The 20,787-nt window shown below is 44.6% G+C and carries 16 protein-coding genes and 1 pseudogene; 3 read left to right on the top strand and 14 right to left on the bottom strand.

Annotated elements, in window-relative coordinates:
- Positions 1-171 precede the first annotated feature (171 nt).
- The 3 genes from AKG09_RS11685 to AKG09_RS07790 all read right to left on the bottom strand — a co-directional run bounded on the left by AKG09_RS11685 (position 172) and on the right by AKG09_RS07790 (position 2,527).
- Entirely contained in the window at positions 172-318 is a 147-nt protein-coding gene (locus AKG09_RS11685; protein WP_082391887.1) for a FeoB-associated Cys-rich membrane protein, read from the bottom strand.
- Positions 318-2,180: a ferrous iron transporter B gene (locus AKG09_RS07785; RefSeq protein ID WP_054618876.1), complete on the bottom strand. Its 1,863-nt coding sequence runs from the start codon at positions 2,178-2,180 to the stop codon at positions 318-320. Before AKG09_RS07785 ends, AKG09_RS11685 begins: the two co-directional genes overlap by 1 nt.
- 86 nt (positions 2,181-2,266) lie before the next feature.
- Positions 2,267-2,527 (bottom strand): FeoA family protein, encoded by a 261-nt coding sequence (locus tag AKG09_RS07790; RefSeq protein WP_054618877.1) that lies wholly within the window; start codon positions 2,525-2,527, stop codon positions 2,267-2,269.
- A gap of 280 nt (positions 2,528-2,807) precedes the next feature.
- Here AKG09_RS07790 and leuS point away from each other — a divergent pair, with 280 nt between their 5' ends.
- Positions 2,808-5,438 carry a leucine--tRNA ligase gene (gene leuS / locus AKG09_RS07795; RefSeq protein WP_054618878.1) on the top strand — a complete coding sequence of 877 codons (2,631 nt, stop codon included), beginning with the start codon at positions 2,808-2,810 and terminating at the stop codon, positions 5,436-5,438.
- 283 nt (positions 5,439-5,721) lie between these two features.
- On the opposite strand, the pseudogene AKG09_RS07800 reads toward leuS, so the two are convergent.
- The 8 genes and pseudogenes from AKG09_RS07800 to pgeF all read right to left on the bottom strand — a co-directional run.
- Positions 5,722-5,933: pseudogene (locus AKG09_RS07800) on the bottom strand (IS5/IS1182 family transposase); the annotation flags it as partial.
- A gap of 260 nt (positions 5,934-6,193) precedes the next feature.
- Positions 6,194-6,652 (bottom strand): type IV pilin protein, encoded by a 459-nt coding sequence (locus AKG09_RS07805; protein ID WP_054618879.1) that lies wholly within the window; start codon positions 6,650-6,652, stop codon positions 6,194-6,196.
- Positions 6,653-6,756: 104 nt separating this feature from the next.
- Positions 6,757-7,365, bottom strand: coding sequence for a PilX N-terminal domain-containing pilus assembly protein (locus AKG09_RS07810; RefSeq protein ID WP_054618880.1), 609 nt, complete (start codon positions 7,363-7,365; stop codon positions 6,757-6,759).
- The gene (locus tag AKG09_RS07815; protein WP_156320821.1) at positions 7,350-8,441 is read right to left on the bottom strand and encodes a PilW family protein; all 1,092 of its coding nucleotides are present in this window, start codon (positions 8,439-8,441) and stop codon (positions 7,350-7,352) included. The genes AKG09_RS07810 and AKG09_RS07815 overlap by 16 nt, the downstream gene beginning before the upstream one ends.
- 6 nt (positions 8,442-8,447) lie before the next feature.
- On the bottom strand, positions 8,448-9,077 hold the full coding sequence (gene pilV / locus AKG09_RS07820) for a type IV pilus modification protein PilV (RefSeq protein ID WP_054618882.1): 630 nt from the start codon (positions 9,075-9,077) through the stop codon (positions 8,448-8,450).
- A gap of 46 nt (positions 9,078-9,123) precedes the next feature.
- Complete coding sequence (locus tag AKG09_RS07825) at positions 9,124-9,801, bottom strand: GspH/FimT family pseudopilin (RefSeq protein WP_054618883.1); 678 nt, start codon at positions 9,799-9,801, stop codon at positions 9,124-9,126.
- A 158-nt stretch (positions 9,802-9,959) separates the two neighbouring features.
- Positions 9,960-11,369: a replicative DNA helicase gene (dnaB, locus tag AKG09_RS07830; protein WP_054618884.1), complete on the bottom strand. Its 1,410-nt coding sequence runs from the start codon at positions 11,367-11,369 to the stop codon at positions 9,960-9,962.
- Between the two features lie 152 nt (positions 11,370-11,521).
- On the bottom strand, positions 11,522-12,301 hold the full coding sequence (gene pgeF / locus AKG09_RS07835) for a peptidoglycan editing factor PgeF (RefSeq protein WP_054618885.1): 780 nt from the start codon (positions 12,299-12,301) through the stop codon (positions 11,522-11,524).
- A gap of 135 nt (positions 12,302-12,436) precedes the next feature.
- Between pgeF and AKG09_RS07840 the strand changes: the two genes are divergently transcribed.
- The gene (locus AKG09_RS07840; protein ID WP_054618886.1) at positions 12,437-12,907 is read left to right on the top strand and encodes a serine O-acetyltransferase; all 471 of its coding nucleotides are present in this window, start codon (positions 12,437-12,439) and stop codon (positions 12,905-12,907) included.
- A gap of 55 nt (positions 12,908-12,962) precedes the next feature.
- Here the strand turns inward: AKG09_RS07840 and rluD are convergent, their stop codons facing one another.
- Positions 12,963-14,084: a 23S rRNA pseudouridine(1911/1915/1917) synthase RluD gene (gene rluD / locus AKG09_RS07845; protein WP_054618887.1), complete on the bottom strand. Its 1,122-nt coding sequence runs from the start codon at positions 14,082-14,084 to the stop codon at positions 12,963-12,965.
- Here rluD and AKG09_RS07850 point away from each other — a divergent pair.
- Positions 14,083-14,886 (top strand): outer membrane protein assembly factor BamD, encoded by an 804-nt coding sequence (locus AKG09_RS07850; RefSeq protein ID WP_054618888.1) that lies wholly within the window; start codon positions 14,083-14,085, stop codon positions 14,884-14,886. The two genes, rluD and AKG09_RS07850, sit on opposite strands and share 2 nt — an antisense overlap.
- A 658-nt stretch (positions 14,887-15,544) precedes the next feature.
- Here the strand turns inward: AKG09_RS07850 and AKG09_RS12070 are convergent.
- Positions 15,545-19,288, bottom strand: coding sequence for an Ig-like domain-containing protein (locus AKG09_RS12070; protein WP_197272130.1), 3,744 nt, complete (start codon positions 19,286-19,288; stop codon positions 15,545-15,547).
- An 18-nt stretch (positions 19,289-19,306) separates the two neighbouring features.
- Positions 19,307-20,215, bottom strand: coding sequence for an OmpA family protein (locus tag AKG09_RS07860; protein ID WP_197272131.1), 909 nt, complete (start codon positions 20,213-20,215; stop codon positions 19,307-19,309).
- Between the last annotated feature and the right edge of the window lie 572 nt (positions 20,216-20,787).

The raw sequence follows: 20,787 nt of genomic DNA on the forward strand, positions 1-20,787 counted from the left end.
GATAATATTGGGACTGGATTTATTGCTTCGGAAAATCCCTCTCTATGGGCTAAAGCCGACTAACAACAGTAGAAAGTTAAGTCACAGCTAATACAAGCGGATTATGCCACAAAAATGTTTGCTTGGGGCGGCGGAAAATGCGTTTCCACCCTCTTTCCGCCACTTCAAAGTCTAATGGCAACCGCCACTTTTACCGCCGCAACGGTCACAACCGCCACAAGCACCCGCTTTATCCGATTTCGGCTTAAACACATATTTCCGCATCAGATAAGCTGCGCATACAATCACGATTAAACCGACAATAATATATTGTTCCATCACAGTATCCTTGAACTAATTTGATACACGATAAAGGCAAACACATAAGCCAAAGCAAACAGATAAGCCGTAATCATCCAAGTTTGTTTCGCCGATTTGGTCTCACGCTTAATCACAGCCAAAGTGGCCGCACACATCGGCGCATAAACATACCAGGCCAAGAAGGCGAAAGCTGTCGGCAAACCCCAACTTTCATTCACAATCGGAATCAAGGCATTTTGCACGGCATCCTCTGATGCATTTGCACCCACGGCATAAACTGTACCCAAGGCAGCCACCACAACTTCACGCGCTGCAATACCCGGAATCATGGCAATACACATCTGCCAAGTGAAGCCCAAAGGCTCGAATATCGGCTGAATCCAACGGCCTAAAGTACCGGCAAAACTGTAATCGATCGCCGCTCCGGTTACACCTTCCGGAGGAGCCGGAAAGCTTACCAAAAACCACAACACCACACTCACTGCAAAAATAATCGTACCGGCACGTTTCAGGAACGCCCACACCCGCTCCCACAAGCTGACAATGATGTGTTTGAAATTCGGCATACGGAACGTAGGCAATTCCATTAACAAAGGAAACTGCTGCATACCGCCTTTGCGGCGTGCAAACCATTTCATCATAAATGCCGCTAATCCAGCCGACACAATACCTGCTACATACAGCCCGAACAGTGTCAAGCCCTGTAAGTTAAACACGCCCCACACCGTCTTCTCCGGTATCAAAGCTGCAATAATCAGCGCATACACCGGCAAACGCGCAGAGCAAGTAAGCATAGGTGCAATCGCGATGGTTACCAAACGCTCGCGCGGGTCATGGATGGTTCGTGCCGACATCACGGCAGGCACCGCACAGGCAAAACTGGAGAGCAGCGGAATAAACGCCCTGCCCGACAAACCGGTTTTTGCCAACATGTTATCCAACAAAAATGCTGCGCGCGGCAAATAACCCGAATCTTCCAAAAGCAGGATAAAAGCAAACAAAATCGTAATCTGCGGCAAAAACACCAATACACTGCCCACACCGGCAATCACACCGTTTACCAGCAAATCCTGCAAAATCCCTTCGGGCACAACCGTTGCCACCCACTCGCCCACAGAACCGAAAAATCCTTCAATCGCATCCATAATAGGTGCAGACCACGAATAAACAGCCTGAAATACCAGCAATAAAATAACCAGCAGCACAATCATGCCCCAAATAGGATGCAGCACAAAATTGTCCAAACTCCTGTGCCACGCGGGCAGGGTCATTTTCGTTTCCACCACCTGCTCAAGAATACTTTCCACTTCGGCATATAATTGATTACTGTCTAAAGCTTCCAATGCTTTCAGTGCAGCTTCTCCATTCAACTGTTTGCCGTAATGAGGCAGATTACGTACCGCCTCGCGCACACCGCGTATTCCCTCTTTACTAATCGCCACCGTTTCCAGCACCGGCACACCCAGTAACTCACTAAGCTTCGCCGCATTGATTTTCAAGCCGCGCGAACGTGCCACATCACTGAGATTCAGCGACACAGCCATCGGCAACCCTAAAGTTTTCAATTCCAGAATCATGCGTAAAGTCATACGCAGATTGGTGGCATCGGCAACCGCAATAATCCCGCTCATTTGCTGACCAAGCCTACCCAGCACCATATCACGCGCAACAGCTTCATCCAAACTGGTTGTACGCAGGCTGTAAGTGCCAGGTAAATCAATAATATGGATGGATTTATCATCCACAAACACACCCTCGCGCCTGTCAACCGTTACACCCGGGTAATTGGCCACTTTGGCATTTGAACCTGTCAAACCATTAAACAAAACGGTCTTGCCGCAATTAGGCGCGCCTACCAGTGCAAAATAACTTAAATCCATTTGTGTATTCCTCTTATTTCAACATTCTTAAAACATTTGCCGAAGATGGACAAAATCTAAGAATGCCTGTCTGAAAATATTATTAGTTATATAGCTCGACAGAGAATTTTATTGGCTTCCGCCTGACGCAAAGAAAACTGCGATTGATTACCCAAGCGCACAGCATAAGGCCCTTTACCCAATATACCGACTGCTATTACCTCAAGCGGCATCCCACAAGAAAATCCCAAATCAGCCAAACGGCGGCTGACCAACGGATCCAGCTCGCCGAAAACCTCACTGGGCGCAATAGAATCAATTTGCACCCGACTACCTTTAGTGAGGCTCGATAAAGGTACGACAGACATAAAATATCCTCTCTATGTAAATAAAAAAAAATCATAATAAAAACAGTGAAGCTTGATTATTGTCCAAGCAATATCATCTTATTTGCATAATTAATCAATCGCTTGAAGACTTTATGATAGATTGAGTTTAAGTATACTCTTTATGTAATTATATATAATTAATAATAATTATTAATTGAGAAAACTCAATATTCATTTTCAGACAGGCATAGGTTTTCCCAACTCTACTCAATAACAGAGTATAATTAAGGGTTATTTTTATCTGCTTCTGAATAGAGCCATGCAAGAACATTACAACCCTTCCGAAATCGAACCTGCCTCCCAAAGCAAATGGGAAAACGCACAGCTTTTCAACGTAATTGAAGACACGTCCAAACCCAAATACTACTGCCTCTCCATGTTCCCCTACCCCAGCGGCAAGCTGCATATGGGGCACGTACGCAACTACACCATCGGCGACGTATTGAGCCGCTACAAACTGCTCAACGGCTTCAACGTGCTGCAACCGATGGGCTGGGACGCTTTCGGCATGCCCGCCGAAAACGCCGCCATCGACCGCCAAGTCGCCCCCGCTAAATGGACTTACGAAAACATCGCCTACATGCGCAACCAGCTCAAGAGCTTGGGTTTTGCGTTTGATTGGGAACGCGAATTTGCCACCTGCTCGCCCGAGTATTACCGCTGGGAGCAGCTCTTGTTTACCAAGCTGTTTGAAAAAGGCGTGATTTACCGCAAAAACGGCACGGTAAACTGGGATCCGGTCGACCAAACCGTTTTGGCCAACGAGCAAGTGATCGACGGGCGCGGCTGGCGTTCGGGCGCGCTGATCGAAAAACGCGAAATCCCGATGTATTACTTCAAAATCACCGATTATGCCGAGCAGCTTCTCGATGATTTGGACGGCCTGAACTGGCCGGAACAAGTGAAAACCATGCAGCGCAACTGGATCGGCAAATCGCGCGGCGTGCAAGTACGCTTTGCTCTGGATAGCGGCAGCAAACAAGGTTTGGAAGGCGACTATGCCGAATACTTGCAGGTGTACACCACCCGCCCCGACACCTTGTTGGGCGCGACTTACGTTGCCGTGGCCGCCGAGCACCCGCTGGCAACCGCAGCTGAGGCCGACAAGCCCGAACTGCAAGCGTTTATCGCCGAATGCAAATCCGGCAGCGTGGCAGAAGCCGATATGGCGACGATGAAGAAAAAAGGCGTGCCGACAGGCCGCTATGTGGTTAATCCGCTCAATGGCGACAAGCTGGAAGTGTGGATTGCCAACTATGTGTTGTGGGGTTATGGCGACGGTGCGGTAATGGCCGTGCCCGCGCATGACGAGCGCGATTTCGAGTTCGCCGGCAAATACAAGCTGCCGATTAAGCAAGTGATTGCCGTGGGCGACAACGAATTTGACGCAACGCAATGGCAGGATTGGTATGCCGACAAAGAAAACGGCGTACTGATCAACAGTGGCGAATTCGACGGCATGGATTTTCAGACGGCCTTCGATGCCATTTCCGCCAAACTGCAATCCCTAAACGCCGGCGCGCCGAAAACCCAATACCGCCTGCGCGACTGGGGCATCTCGCGCCAACGTTACTGGGGCTGCCCGATCCCGATTATCCATTGCGAAAGCTGCGGCGACGTGCCCGTACCGGCCGACCAGTTGCCCGTGGTGCTGCCCGAAAATGTTGTGCCCGACGGCAGCGGTTCGCCTTTGGCCAAAATGCCCGAGTTCTACGAAACCACCTGCCCGCACTGCGGCAGCCCGGCCAAACGCGAAACCGATACCATGGACACCTTTATGGAATCGAGCTGGTATCAGTTCCGTTACATGTCGCCCAAGTTTTCAGACGGCATGGTTGCGCCCGAAGCCGCCCGATACTGGCAGCAGGCCGACCAATACATCGGTGGCATCGAACACGCCATTCTGCACCTTTTATACGCCCGCTTCTTCACCAAACTGATGAATGAAGAAGGCATCGTGCCGGTAAAAGAACCCTTCGCCAATCTGCTCACGCAAGGCATGGTGCTGCAAGCCACTTACTACCGCGAAACGGAAAGCGGTAAAAAACAATGGTTCAACCCCGCCGAAGTGGAAGTGCAAACCGACGACAAAGGCCGGCCCGTCGCAGCCGTCTTAAAAGCCGACGGCCAGCCTGTGGTAATCGGCGGCGTAGAAAAAATGTCGAAGTCGAAAAATAACGGCGTTGACCCGCAAGACCTAATCGATGCCTACGGCGCCGATACCGCCCGCCTGTTTATGATGTTCGCCTCGCCGCCCGAGCAATCGCTGGAATGGAGCGATGCCGGCGTAGAAGGCGCGCACCGCTTCCTGCGCCGCCTATGGCGCACCGTGTTTGAATACATCAACCGAGGCGGCGCGGTCAAAGCCTTTTCAGACGGCCACGACAGCTTGGGCAAAGAGTTGAAAGACCTGCGCCACAAACTGCACGCCACCATCGCCAAAGTCAGCGACGACTACGGCCGCCGCCTACAATTCAACACCGCCATCGCCGCCGTGATGGAATTGCTCAACCAATACGACAAAACAGACACTTCAAGCGAACAAGGCCGTGCCGTAGCGCAAGAAGTATTGGAAGCCGTTACCCGCCTACTGTGGCCGATTGTGCCGCACATCTGCGAAGCTTTATGGCAAGAATTTCGCAACGATACCCCTCTATGGGAAGTCGCTTGGCCTAAAGTAGATGAATCTGCGTTGGTAAAATCAGAAATCGAAATTATGGTTCAAGTTAATGGCAAATTGCGCGACAAAGTAACCGTGCCCGCCGATGCCTCTAAAGAAGCAATTGAAGCCGCCGCTTTAGCCAGCCAAGGCGCACAGAAATTTACCGAAGGTAAAACGCCGAAGAAAGTGATTGTGGTTCCCGGACGCTTGGTTAATATTGTTGTTTGAGGCAGAGATCATCTGAAATCAATTGCTTTCATAGCCATTTCAAATTGACATAATCATATCTTTACAATACAAAGCCTGTCTGAAACGTTTTCAGACAGGCTAAAACCTTTGTAAAAATAGTCTGTTAACGAAATTTGACGCATAAAAATGTGTTGAAAAATTTTCAATTAACTAAACCTTTCTTATTTTGAGTAAAAAGTAGGCAAAATCAGCAAGATTTTTCATTTTGAGAATTTTATTGAGCATAAAATTGTAGTAACTTATGTTATTGCAAAGGTCTCCGGCTGTGCCATTGGCCGGGTAGATGGCTTTGAACATGGATAACGGAGGATAGGCGGGACAGCCGCGGCGTTCTCGAAGGTGGCGGGTTTTTTGATGATTCAAGTAATGCTCGATCGGCCTCCAACCAATCACTTGCTCGAGCTTCAATAAGGGGAAGCGATCGATGTGTTTGGCAATCATGGCTTGTGCGGTTTGCTGAAAGAAGGTGCTTATGAAAAATCCCCTAAATGTCTTGGTAGGGAATTTAGGGGATTGGGTGGGGAATTTTACAAAGGTCTCTGCCTGTCTGAATGATTCAAACAAGCATTGCTGTTTCAATATTAAGGCTTCAACAACGCTAGTTCATCATGGCTCCAAGTATACTCATGCTAACCGGACATCTCCTGAAATCAACAGAACTCAAGATATCCGCTGTAAGGCCAAGTATAACAGGACGATTTTTTCAGTTTATTTGCGATATCAAGATAATCAACCTACAACTCATCTAATGAAGCCCGACATTTACTTGGATCCACGGCATCGCTTCTTGCTGCTTCCGAACTTTGGCAAAATAAAGTATTACCAAACCTATCAATTCTTACTGAATATTTATATCCGGTATCCGCTTTGGGTATTGCCACAATATGGTTCTCAGCCGAAGCAATATCATACTTATCTGTTACCGTTCGATCTACGGTACTCCGCGCATCTACAAGCCATCCTGCAACATCATCTTGTTGCCAACCTGGATGGGCGATCATTTCTTTTTTTATCAAGCTTTGAACCTGTATTAACGCCGCTCTTGCGTTAGTAACATTCCCCCGTTCGACATAACGAATATAAGAAGGCATAGCAATCGCTACCAATATCGCCAATATTGCTACTGCCATCAACACTTCAATCAGAGTAAAACCTTGGGATTTTATTTTTATCATCATAATACCTAATTGCATTACTGGTCGTCATTTTGTATAGTAGGCTGCTTTCGTCCTAGCCCAAAACAAGCCTAATCGTATTTACATCCCAAAGTGGGAACAGGATAAATTGAGCAAATAATTTAACTGTTGTATACACCTTCAACAAAAGATTGTAAAGTTACAGAAGTATTTTCATTTTTCCCCCAAGCTCGGGCAGTAACACGATAAATAACGCGAATCGAACCGTCCGGTTGTGACGTTGAACCTAATACTTCGATAATATAACGTGGATTTTTTTCAGCTAAGTCCTCTGAAACAACATATGTTCTATACTTATCTTTAATTTTAGTTTCAAACAAGAGCTTTTTGTCATCTGCTTTACGTTCCCACGCGTTAACCCCTGCGCACTCTTTCTCACAAGCTGTAATCTTTAGAGTTACTTCCGATGTATTAATGGTTTTTTCTGGAGAACTGACATCAGCCTGTGCACATAACCCTCCGGAACAATCTGCACTAAACGTAACATCCGAAAAGCTGCCAATATCTGTTTCCCCCTGTCTTAGCGCAGCCTCTGCCAATGAAAATGCATGTTTCCGATCTGAATCGTTACTGCTGATACGCATCTCAGTATTATACGATTGTGTTGCCGCAATAACTAAAAAAGCTATCACAAACATCATTACCAAAACCATAAAAAGGGAAAAACCTTTTTGTTCGGTCGGCTGAACTATGGTTAACGGTCTGCGCATCGGTTTCCTCCTCGAATGTTCGCATCAATATTATAGATATGTACATTACCCGCAATTTCTCGTGAAGCAGCATTAGACATAAGCTGTCCTTCTGCCGCTATATTATTACGGTTTAATACCAAACGGATACTCGCTAACGGGCGATTAGATCGAGTGGCTTCAGGTTTGTCGGTAAAGCTAAACGTTTCGGGTGCGCTGGCTGCAACAACATCTGTGTCAATCTCCGGATCAATTCCCTGACATTTATGCACATAACCATACAAAATATCCATACGGTCAATACCTGATAATAACAATTGAGGAGTTTCCCACTTTCCATCAACACCTAATCGAATACGGTAAAATCCCCTTTCTCTTCCGGTAGGCGTACCTACAACATAAATATTAACCACATATTTAGCAAGTGAAACTTCATGCCTTACAGCTGGAGAAATTATTGAATTATGCAGTGCTTGATCTAATGTCAATACATTTTGATTTTTACTAATAATGGAATAACGACCCAATGTATTGCATGTACTGATAGCTACAAAAGAATTATTTGCTAAGTGATTAGTAGCAACATCACTGGCTGCATTAATAGTAATGGTGTTCGTACCCACTTCGGTAACGGCTGGAGAACCTTCACCATATTGGAATACCACTGCATCTGATTGGGCTGTAAAGTTATTGATACCGGTTGCAGCCGAAAATCTATTCTTATCAATACTTTTCACCCCTTCGGAAAGCTCCACAGTATCTGAAAATTGAAATCCGACCAATCTACGGATATCGGTTTTAGATTCTTCATCAGTAACCACCGTAATGTTCCTAGCCTGATCCAAACTATTAATATTAAAACAACCAAAACCACCTGCCATTCGCGCGTCATGCACCACCATATTTGAAACATTTCTAATATCTTGTTGTGCATTCAAACGGGCAATAGCCACGTCATTAACTTTACGAGCCGCAAAGTAACCTGCTCCTACCGCAATCAAGATAATCATACTGAGCAGGCTGGCTACCATAAATTCAATAATAGAAAATCCTTTTGTTTTTTTTACATAACGGCCAATATAAAATTTATTTTTCATTTTCATTTAATCCGTAACGCGCGCCTGATAAGTATAAACAGCCCTTCCATCAACAACATTCACACCCCTGCCTGTTTGTGTGGCCTGATTCTCAGTATCCATCTGCCATAGAACTTTAATCACAGTATATGCAGGGACGCTAGCCGCTTCTGCACAATTCCAATTTACATTACCATTTGCCAACGTAGGTTCGCCGTCGCTATTATCGCGACAAATATGAATCCGAAATTCGGCATCAGGTAAGTTATTTGCTAGTGTTTGTCTGAAATTACACATATGTCGCAATGCTAATTGAGTTTTATTAATATCATTACCAATATTTAAAGGAGTGCAGTTTTCTGGATTTACGTCATCAATATTACTGCGGTAGATGTCATATTGTTTTCTATTCCACCTAACACCCACCATATCATTATTTGTGCGATTTAAGGTACGCTCCTCCAATGTAGGGTTCATCAGCATACCTTCAATCAGATTCTGAGTGGCTTGTGCAACAATCGTTTGATTTTCCGCTTCACGCACGCCTGAAACTGTTCTGAGCTGTGTTGCCAACAAAACCAGCACACCCAAGCCGAGCATCAACATGGATATCAACACTTCTATCAGCGTGGCACCTTTTTGCTTTTGAGTAACCATTACCCCACCCTTCCGATTTTTTGTAAGACCGTTTTTTTCATTATCTTCATTTCTCTAAAAAAGTGCATTTCTTATTATTGGGATCCAAAATTTCCGATTTCTTACAAGTCTGTAACCTGCCGCTTCCATCAAACAAAAGAACTTGCGCTCTGCTTTTTTGTTTATTTTGTGGCTGTTTGTCGGTCAAAACAATTTTAATGATACCGTTGGCAGGCGAAGAAGTAATCACGCCTTGTTGTTGATAGTTCACCCTCACGAAAGACCCATTTGGCATATAACCAGCTGCACGGGCTTGTTCAGCTGAACTCTTCACAGGATTATAATTTAGTGCAGGATCTAAATTATCAAACAAAAAGCGCATGGAGCTTCGGGATGGAACATTTAACACTACTGTCCGCAAAGGTATGTCCTCATCATCAAACTTATTGTTTTTATTCTTATCAGCAAATGCTGCATAGCCCTCTACCTGAGAAGATTTACAATAATTATTGGGCTTACCCGCATCCGATATATCAACAGGGCAAATATAAACCGGCACACCAATCCTCACCGCTTCCGCTCGCGCGAGGCGGAACAAATTCGCCATTTGCTCAGCTTTATTCGCGATACGGCGCTCGGCAATCCATTCAGACATATTGGGATAAGCAATCAAAGACATGATGGCAAATATAGCAATAACCACCATTAATTCGACTAAGGTAAAACCTTTTTGATTTGAATACATGAGTAACACCTGATTGTTTATTTTCCGGTAATGTACGTAATCTTTATTAAAATTTAACCGCTATTTTAAACGATACATCATCCGCTTACCTAATTATTTATATTGAAATGCTGCTTTTTTCTTCATTTCACTAAAATTTGCAACAAACCCATCATTAATTAATCTTCCATCATAGCCATATCCGGCACAAATGCCGCGTTGTCGAATTTAGTAAACTGGCCTGTCCATGTGAGCACCACTTTACCTACCGGACCGTTACGGTTTTTGCCGATGATACATTCCGCCAGCCCTTTAAACTGGGATTCAGGATGGTAATATTCATCTCGATACATAAACATGATCAAATCAGCATCCTGCTCAATCGCACCTGATTCACGCAAGTCCGACATCATTGGGCGTTTGTCAGTACGTTGTTCCACCGTGCGGCTCAATTGGGAAAGCGCGATAACGGGAACATGCAGTTCTTTTGCCAGCGATTTCAAAGATCGGGAAATTTCACCCAGCTCTGAAGCCCGGTTATCGTTACGGCCTGAGCCAGACATTAATTGCAGATAGTCAATCACAATCAACCCCAGTTTGCCGCCGAATTGTCTTGCCAAGCGCCTGGCGCGCGCGCGTAATTCCAGTGCGGTGAGGCCTGGTGTTTCATCAATAAACATCGGCGCATCAGAAAGTTTCACAACAGCGTCATTCAAACGCCCCCAATGCTCGTCTTTCAACGCGCCGGTTTTAAGAACACTTTGATCCAGCCTACCAATAGAACCAAGCATACGCATTACCAACTGTGCACCACCCATTTCCATAGAAAATACGGCAACAGGCAACTTGCTTTCTACGGCAACATATTCTGCAATGTTAATTGAAAAAGCAGTTTTACCCATAGACGGTCTCCCCGCTACGATAATCAAGTCCCCGCCTTGCAAACCCGAGGTTTTTTTGTCCAAATCTATGAAGCCCGTTGCCACACCGGTTACTTCATCCGGATTGTCACGCGAATAAAGCATATCGATTCTTTCAACCACTTCTTTCAGCAAATCCGGCATATTTAAGAATCCCTGCTTGGATTTGGCTGTGCTTTCTGCGATTTGGAATACTTTATTTTCTGCTTCATCCAACAACTGGCCTGCATCTCGACCTTGCGGATTGTAGGCGCTGCGTGCAATCTCCGTACCTACCTCGGCAAGCTGGCGCATTATCGAGCGCTCGCGCACAATCTCTGCATAGCGGCGGATATTGGCGGCAGAAGGCGTATTTTGCGCTAAAGTAACCAGATAATTGAACCCGCCGCCATTTTCCAGCTCTTCGTTGCGCTCCAACGCCTCTTGAACCGTAATCACGTCGGCCGGCCTGCTTTCGTTTACTAAGCCGGCAATTGCGCGGAAAATCAAGCGGTGCTCATGTCGGTAAAAATCTTCACCCGTTACCACATCGGCAACCCGATCCCAAGCTGCGTTTTCCAACATCAGCCCGCCGAGCACTGATTGCTCTGCCTCGACTGAATGAGGCGGCAACGATAAAGCGCTCACTTCATCGTCATGCGAATCGACGTCATAACTGAGATTGTTCATTATGATATTCCTTGATTAAAGGCTGATAACGGAAAACTTATATTATATCGCAAATCGCTTCTTATCCGATTGATTCATTAGGAAAGATCCACCCAAGCAAACCGCTCAAAAGCTTTTCAGACAGGCATATGCCTGTCTGAAAAGCTTTTGAATCAATCTTGTTCCAACCAAATAATGCTGGCCATTCTTCCGGTTTGCCCGTCCCTCCGATAAGAAAAAAAGTTTTCCCTTTCCAATACCGTACAATGTGAGCCGCCGTAAATCTGGGTTACCCCTTCTCGATGTAATATCAATCTGGCAAGCTGATAAATATCAGCCAGATATTTATTTCCACCAATGCTTTGAAACGCATCTTCTGCTGCCGCAATTTGGTTGCAAAAAGCTTCTCGAACATCCTCTCCTACTTCAAAAGCATCAGGACCAATGGCCGGGCCGAAATAAGCCATGATTTCCATCGGGTCAACCTGCATTGCAGCAATCGTGTTCTGCAACACGCCTTGAGCTAAACCGCGCCAACCTGCATGAGCTGCGGCAACCACCGTTCCGGCACGGTCACAAAACAACACCGGCAAACAATCTGCAGTCATCACCACACAAGCTGCGCTACCCATATTATCCACACAAGCATCCGCATCCGTCAGCCCCCTTTTAGCATCAACAGCCTTTACCACATCAACTCCGTGAACCTGGTTCAAAAACACGAGAGGTGCGCCTACATGCTCTTGCACATAAGCACGGTTTTGAGCAACGGCTTCCGGGTTATCGCCCACATGCGCACCTACGTTCAAGCTACTAAAACAACCGTTGCTTTTACCTCCCTTTCGTGTTGTGATTAAAACCTTTACATTGCAGGGAGCAGGCCAATCTGCATCAAGAAAATCACCACATATGATTTTTTCATTAAAAACTTGTTTAAAACCAATACTTTCCATAATTACACCATCCTAACAAGATTTTACCTTGCACTATATGGAATAAAAAAATGTGTTAATCGCAAAAAATGCATTAAAATATGCAATTTGAATTTTATTATCTCTAAACACAATTATTTATGAGAGAAACAGCTTATGAAAAACTTACTTTTACCGGCTACCCACCTGATGTTTATATACCGCATCTCTAGTGCGCTCTACCGCAGCAAACTAACACGCCCTTTTAGCTATCTGACATATTTAATCAGTCGCATGATTTTTTCCAGCGACATCCACCCTGCTTCTAAAATCGGTAAAGGCTGTAAGTTTGCCCACCATTATAATATTACTATCGGTGCCGGTGCAGAAGTTGGAAAAAATTGCAAAATCTTCAATGGAGTATCTATTGCCAACGACGGCACTCAAGCCCATGCCAACATTTACCCGAAAGTGGGCGACAATGTTATGTTAGGAACTGGTGTTAAGCTAATCGGCGGTATTACAATAGGCTCCGATTCAGTAGTTGGTGCAAATGCCGTGGTAGTAAAAGACCTTCCACCTTGCTCATTAGCAGCAGGTGTTCCGGCAAGAGTTTTACGTACGATAGACCGAAGTGAATTCTATTAATTAAATGTTTATGTAAAAAGCAGTGCTAAAAACACTGCTTTTTATTTTTTATGGCCTACTCCCTAACATAAACCACTTCAACATCATAATCGTCTTCATTCCAGTCATCATCCTCTTGTATATCCATTTTTTCCAACCATTCTTCCTCATTACTCAATGAAGAATCCAAACCGCTTTCCAGACGCAACACCGACAATAAATGGTACATATCTTGAGGTAACGGAGCTTTAAACGACATATTCTCTCCCGTTTTAGGGTGTTTAAAGCTCAAACTGTAAGCATGTAAAGCCTGCCTGTTTAAATTTTTAATTGCTTCTTTAACTGCCACTGAACACTGGTGACGCGGATTACCATATACAGGGTCTCCTGCTAGAGGATGATTGGCTTCACGCATGTGTACCCGGATTTGATGTGTCCGCCCTGTTTCCAGCGCACATTCAATATAACTGTGCGCCCCATATCGCTCCAATACTTTCACATGTGTTACCGCTTCTTTTCCACCAAATTTTACCACCGCCATTTTCAAACGGTTATACGGATCGCGACCGATGAGGGTTTCAATTTTCCCATCAAAAGGCACAATTCCATTGGCAACTGCGCGGTAAATACGTTTCACGCTGCGATCTTGCAGCTGCTTGACCAAATCGTTTTGCGCCGGCAAAGTTTTTGCCACCACCATCAAACCACTGGTATCTTTATCCAAGCGGTGCACAATTCCCGCGCGAGGCACCTGTGCCAAATCAGAACAATGCGCCAAAAGCCCGTTAAGCAGCGTCCCCGACCAATTGCCTGCCGCCGGATGCACTACCAAACCGGCAGGTTTATTCAACACAATTACCGCATCATCCTCATAAAGAATATCTAAATCCATTGGTTCCGGTGTAAAAGCAGCATTCTCATCACTTTGCTGAACAGCTACCACTAGCTCTTCGCCACCGATCAATTTATCTTTCGGCATAGCAGGCTTGCCGTTTACCGAAACGGCGCCTTCTTTAATCCAGCTACTCAAGCGGCTGCGGGAGTAATCAGGCAGCAGTTTTGCCAGCGCTGCATCGAGCCGCATACCTGCCAAATCAACCGGAATCACTAAATTTATGAAACTTTCTGCATTAGGGGCTGCCGAAAACTCCAAATCATCGCTATAATCGGCTTCGTTATCCAAGGAAATATTTTGCATGAAAAAAATTCTTTTAATTGTTTCTTTAGGCTTGGCGTTATCAGGCTGCGCTACAAAAGGCGCCGTAGATAAAGATGCCCAGATTACCCAAGATTGGACCGTTAACCAGCTATACACCGAAGCGCAAGACGAGCTAAACAGCAATAATTATACGCGAGCCATCAAATTATATGAACTGTTGCAATCGCGATTTCCTAATGGCGTGTACGCCCAGCAAGCTCAGTTGGATACGGCTTATGCCTACTATAAAGATGACGAACCCGAACGCGCGCTCGCAGCCATACAGCGTTTCCAGCGCCTTTATCCGAACCATCCACGCATGGATTATGTTCTTTATTTGAAAGGCTTGGTGCTGTTTAACGAAGATAAGTCTTTCTTAAACAAGCTGGCCTCGCAAGATTGGTCTGACCGCGATCCGAAAGCCAACCGTGAAGCCTATTATGCTTTCGAAGAGCTTACCAAACGCTATCCCGATAGCGAATATGTAGCCGATGCTACTGAACGGATGACCAAACTGGTTGATGCCTTAGCCGGTAATGAAATGGCGATTGCCCGCTACTATATTAACCGCGGCGCATACCTTGCTGCCATCAATCGTTCGCAAAAAATCATTGCCCAATACCAAAATACCCGCTTTGTGGAAGAGGCCTTGGCCATTATGATCACTTCTTATAAGAAGCTGAATAAACCCGATTTGGCTGAAGATACCACCCGAGTGCTGCAAACCAACTTCCCACAAAGCCCTTATCTAACACAAGACTGGAAGCCCAACAGTATGCCGTGGTGGCGCTATTGGAAATAAGCCCTATTCACTAATCATACAAAACAAGCCTTAAACAATGCCTGTCTGAAAAAGTGCCGACTTTGTGGTGTGGCGTTTATTTTCAGACAGGCATTCTGTTTATCGATTGGCCCACAGAGCCTCTCCTTCACTGATACAGCAGAAAAACCCAACTCTGTATTATCAAAACTGGCTACACATGCAGCAAAATGGGCGAATTAATAAAACCTTGATCCTCCAACAACTCAATGCCATTTCATAAAACTCCGTTAACCCACTCTGTATTTTTACATCTAAACTAAAGTCACCCAAAGCAACGTTTGTCGAGCGATAACTCTAACATGCGTTCACACAGGCGTACGCGAGAGATGTAGATTTATAGCAAATAAACTTATTTTTGCTAAGTCGTTGCTGCCTCTCACCCTACTTACTACTTGTACTGTCTACAGCTTGCTGCCTTGTATTAAAAATGTATTGATTAATTATATTACTGTGTTCTTAAAAAGATGATCGGGTCAAACCCAAGTATCACGGCAAGTAGTCTGAATCATGGAAATGCCTGTCTGAAAAATAGTTTTTCAGACAGGCATGACATTGCGCCAGTTTCAGGAACTCCATTACAACTACAAAATTCAGCCCCCTTACTTTCACAAGCAAGGGGGCCGTCTAAGCTAACTAATTAGCCCAATACTTCAACATGTTTTTCCAATACAGTTTCCAAAGTTTGTCCGCTGGAAATACCTGTGAAAGTAATGCTGTTGTTATAAGTAGCGCCATCAGCTCCTACCGCAGTAAAGCTCAATGTGCTGGTTGTGTCATTCCACACAGCGTTCTTCAGGTCATTAGCATTCACTAAATCGGCAAATACTACTTTATCTTCGCCTTCAGTGAAATCAACTATCACGTCTTGACCGCTGTTGCTGTTTGCCAAGAAGACAAACTTATCAGCACCTTCGCCGCCGGTTAGATTATCATTACCGGCACCGCCAAACAACACGTCATCTCCGCTACCACCGTTCAGTGTGTCGTTGCCACCATCAGGACGGCCATCCAACAACTCTTTCCAGTGTTCAGCGATATAGTCCGCTTTTTGTTGGTCAGTAGCTTCTACACCACTATTTTCAGACCATTTGATGAACTCATTCAGAGCTTCTGAACTCATACCATTATGGTTGCCGGCAGTATAGCTAACACCAGTATCACCATTTGTCCAAGTCAAGTGATCAGTATTGATAGTATCACCAAAGATAAAGTCGTTACCGTCTCCTCCGGAAATAGTATCGTCAGCCACACTGCTTAGTACCTCAGATTCACTACCTCCTTGTAACGCAGCATCCAACTCATCCGGAGTATTCACGATAGCAGAGTCACCTGCAGTACCTTGATAAACTACTTTACCTACTTTTGGTGCATCGTAGCTAAAGCTACCTTCTACCAATGGATCATTAGAAGTGTTGTCAAAGAAATTCAACACATTTTCTCTGATGCCTTGGGAGAAGCCAATTGCATGTACGGCAGAAACCTCACTCAAGCCTTTGAAGCTATTCAAAGCAGCGTTAACTGTATTTTGAGTAACATAAGCACCAATAGGATCTTTCAAACCTTGCTGACCGTATGCGGTCGGCTCACCATCTGTCAAGAAATAAGTAATGTTTTGATAACCATTACCTGATACTTCGTTAAACCATGCCGTAGTATCAGCAAATGCATCATCGTAATTAGTTATACCTTCAAGACGTGAACCAACTTTCAAATTAGCAATTTTACTTGCTAATTGATCTACATTATCTTGAGTCAGATCCTCAATATTCACTTCCAACTTAGTCAAACGGTTAAACGCGAATAGTGCTACGTTAACTTTACCATCATGACCGGCTAAATCATTTGCCAACTTCAGCAAAGAATTCTTAGCCATATTGAAGTAAGTTGTGCCGTCTGCAATGCGGTATTTTTGCATACTGTTAGAAATATCCAGCAGAATCGCTACGTTATAGTTAGCTCCCGGGGTAATTACTGTTGTAGTACCACCTTTGTCACCAACCAGAACATCATTACCGCCCCCACCATTGATATCATCTTTGTCATTTCCGCCAAAGATAGTTTTGTCACTATCTCTGCCATCAATCGTAATAGTCAATGTTGAAGAACTGCTGTCACCATCTGAATCTTTCACAGTATAAGTGAATGTATCTGTTAATGTTTCACCATCATTCAAAGCTTTAACTGCAGGATTGTTGTTATTCAATGCATAGCTATAAGTGCCATCAGCATTTAATGTCAACTCACCATAGCTTCCTTTACCGTTTTCAACATTAGCAGTTACAGGCTTATCAGCACCAGTAGCATCGTTACCCAATACATTTCCGCTAACAGAGCCTTCACCCTCTCGAATATTGTTGGCATCAGCAGATGCAGCTGGCGCAGTATCTGTAATAGTTACATTCAATTGAGCATTGGTTGTGTTACCCAACACATCTTTCACAACTATATCGAATGAATCTACAACAGAATCATCACCTCGACTATGGTCTTTCGCAGTGCCATTTTCTGTGTACTCGTAAGTCAATACACCAGTTGCGACATCATAACCTGTTACTTTCAACGTACCTTTATCTGTAACGATTTCCACAGGAACTTTGTTATTGGCTTGAGTTACATCTTTATCACCAATAGTTACTACACCAACACCTGCTTTATCAGATACTTTGATCGTACCATTCACAGTATTAGAACTCGCTTCTTCCACAGAAGCATTTTCTACTTCTACTGCTGGAGGTGCAGTATCTACGCTACCACTATCTTTCGCAGTTGCTTCGTTACCGGCAGGATCTTTCACTTTCGCTTCGGCGGTGTACGGACCTTCCGGCAGCTCTTTCGGCACGTCCACTGAATAGGTGCCGTCCGGTTTAACGGTGGTCGTCACCACTTGGGTGTTGCCGTCTTTGTCGGCCACCGTCACGGTTACCACGGAACCTTCCGGTGCGTCGGTGGTACCGGTGATGGTCGGCGTGGTGTCGCTGGTGTTGTCCGGCGCGTCAACCGTGATTTGCGGCGCGGTGGTGTCGATCGAACCCGGATCGGTTGCGGTCGCTTCGTTACCGGCAGGATCTTTCACTTTCGCTTCGGCGGTGTACGGACCTTCCGGCAGCTCTTTCGGCACGTCCACTGAATAGGTGCCGTCCGGTTTAACGGTGGTCGTCACCACTTGGGTGTTGCCGTCTTTGTCGGCCACCGTCACGGTTACCACGGAACCTTCCGGTACGTCGGTGGTACCGGTGATGGTCGGCGTGGTGTCGCTGGTGTTGTCCGGCGCGTCAACCGTGATTTGCGGCGCGGTGGTGTCGATCGAACCCGGATCGGTTGCGGTCGCTTCGTTACCGGCAGGATCTTTCACTTTCGCTTCGGCGGTGTACGGACCTTCCGGCAGCTCTTTCGGCACGTCCACTGAATAGGTGCCGTCCGGTTTAACGGTGGTGGTCACCACTTGGGTAGTGCCGTTTTTGTCTTTGATAGTAACAGTTACTTCAGAACCCACAGGAACATCCTTAGTCACAGTTCCAGTAATAGTGGGCGTTGTGTCACTAGTATTATCCGGAGCATCTACAGTAATACCAATAATACTACCCGGATCTTCCGCGGTTGCAGTATCTTCTGGTGAAGAATTATCTACTACAGTAGCAGACGCTTTATAAGGTCCGCTCGGCATGTCGTCTGTCGGCTCTACAGAATAAGTTCCATCAGCCTTAACAGTTGTAGTTAATGTATGAATTTTTCCATCAACAGGATTGCCGTTAGCATCTTTAGTGACCTCTGTCACCTTTACTGTTACAACGCTACCTTCTGCTGCATTTGTCGTACCAGTGATAACAGGCGTTTTGTCTGCTGTTTGATCAGGAGCAGACACAGTAATTTTTAGAGCATCTTCCGGTGCGTCATCACCACCACCGCCACCCGCGGCGGCGGCCAATCCAGCAACCGGCAATGCAGCCAAAGCCCACAGCGGGTTAGGAACCCACATAGCACTTGCAATAATCTCACCGCCCAAAGCCTGACCCGCAGCCACTTCGTCTGCCAACATAGTAACAGCTTCTTCCTGCAGCGTACTTTCAGGAATGTAAGGGTACATGTTACCGTTCTCATGTAGGCCAACCAAAAGGTTGTCTGCGCCATTATTGCCATAGAATCCCTCAATAATTAAGTCAGGATTCTCAATATTCGTACCTTCGAATGCAATTTCCAAGTTTTCGCCCACACGTTTAGTCATGATATTCTCAGGACCAAAAGATGTAGCATCATCAATAAATTGATAGTTTACATTTTCTTGAGCAGGAATTCGAAGAGGTGTACCTGTTGCTGTTTGCAACTGTACTGTTTCAACAGTTGACTTAGCATCATTAATATTTAGCGTAATGCTTCTAGACATAGTCTTTCACCTTAATGGTTAGTTGTTTTTTTCACCGTGAAGAATAATCTCCACTCGACGGTTTGGCTGGTCACATTCTTTGCGTGCTGCAGCATCTTTAGGATGCTTGGCTCGGCAATCTGTGACGATAAGATCATTTTCACCGCGCCCTTCCGAAGTAATCAGATTCGGATCCAATCCACTTCCAGACAAGGCTTCTTTTACTGTTTTAGCACGTGCCAAAGACAGCTTATTGTTATACTGATTACTACCTTCGGGATCAGTATAACCAATAACTTGGATACCACTTATTCGACCAGGATTTTGCTTGATATCTTCAGATACAGCTGCAATTTCCTGTTTACCTTTCGGAAGCATATCTTTATAGCCCGAACGGTCAAATTTGAACAAAGCAGAAGCTTGTAAAGTATATTTTTTCAAAACAGTTGAGCATTGCGCAGCAGTTTGTACCCGTGACAACGTATGATGCTGGCTTTGAACACCTTTCATTTCTTGCTCAGCCTGTTCAGGAGAAACAGCTTGTAATGCTGGGCGTCCATTTTCACCTTGGACAATCTTAAAGAAAGAAACCGCTGCTTCAGGCAAGTTATAGTAATCACCTGAATTTGCTTTTTCATGGTAAGCCACATCTTTATTGGCAAACTCAGCAAAGAATCTCTGGTTTTGTGCGCATACAGTTTCTTGACGATACGCGTTAGGTTGCAATGATCCCAAATATTGACCATTCACATACACATTAACAGTAGGGCCATCAATTGCATTGGCTTGACGGTAAAATACAACCGAAGATTTATCATCTGGCACACTGGTACTGTAAACAGTATCTGTTGTGTCAATCCAAACTTCGCGGTTTGCATTTTTATAAACACAACCTGTTGCAAGCAAAGGCAGCATGAATAACCATAGTTTTTTATGCTGAATCATCATTATAAATCTCCATTTAATTTAAGCACCCTAACAATATTCAATATTAAAGTAATGTGTACCTAAATTACATAATTGGTTTAAACGAAAAAAAACCTTAAATTTAATGCCACGGACACCGAAATTAATTAGCAAAAACTTTACAAATTCACGCATGGAGCGGATTGACTTGGCAAAGTTATCCTAGCAAAACTCCAAAACAATTTTCTAAGCAAAAGGTTGTGAAGTGGTATCGAGATAGATTAATGATATTAAATAACAAAGCAACTATCTCATGTCGGAGCAAAAATAAACGGCTTCCATACTAGATGAAAGGCATTATACTAAAAAAGATTTATCTTGCATATTTTAAAAAAACTTAATCTGTTATTTGCAAAATCTCAAACCGTTATTTTTTTTATAATTAAAAATCATATACTTAAAAATATTCTTTTTAGAATAACAAAAATACTTCAGCAATATAGTTGCCATAACTCTTTGTTTACATAGAGTTGCATTTTTGATACACAACAATAATAATACCCTATTGAATTTAAACTTTAAGAAATTAATTTTCGAAACCAACATATCTTTAA

Source organism: Neisseria sp. 83E34 (assembly GCF_001308015.1).
Lineage (GTDB): Bacteria > Pseudomonadota > Gammaproteobacteria > Burkholderiales > Neisseriaceae > Neisseria.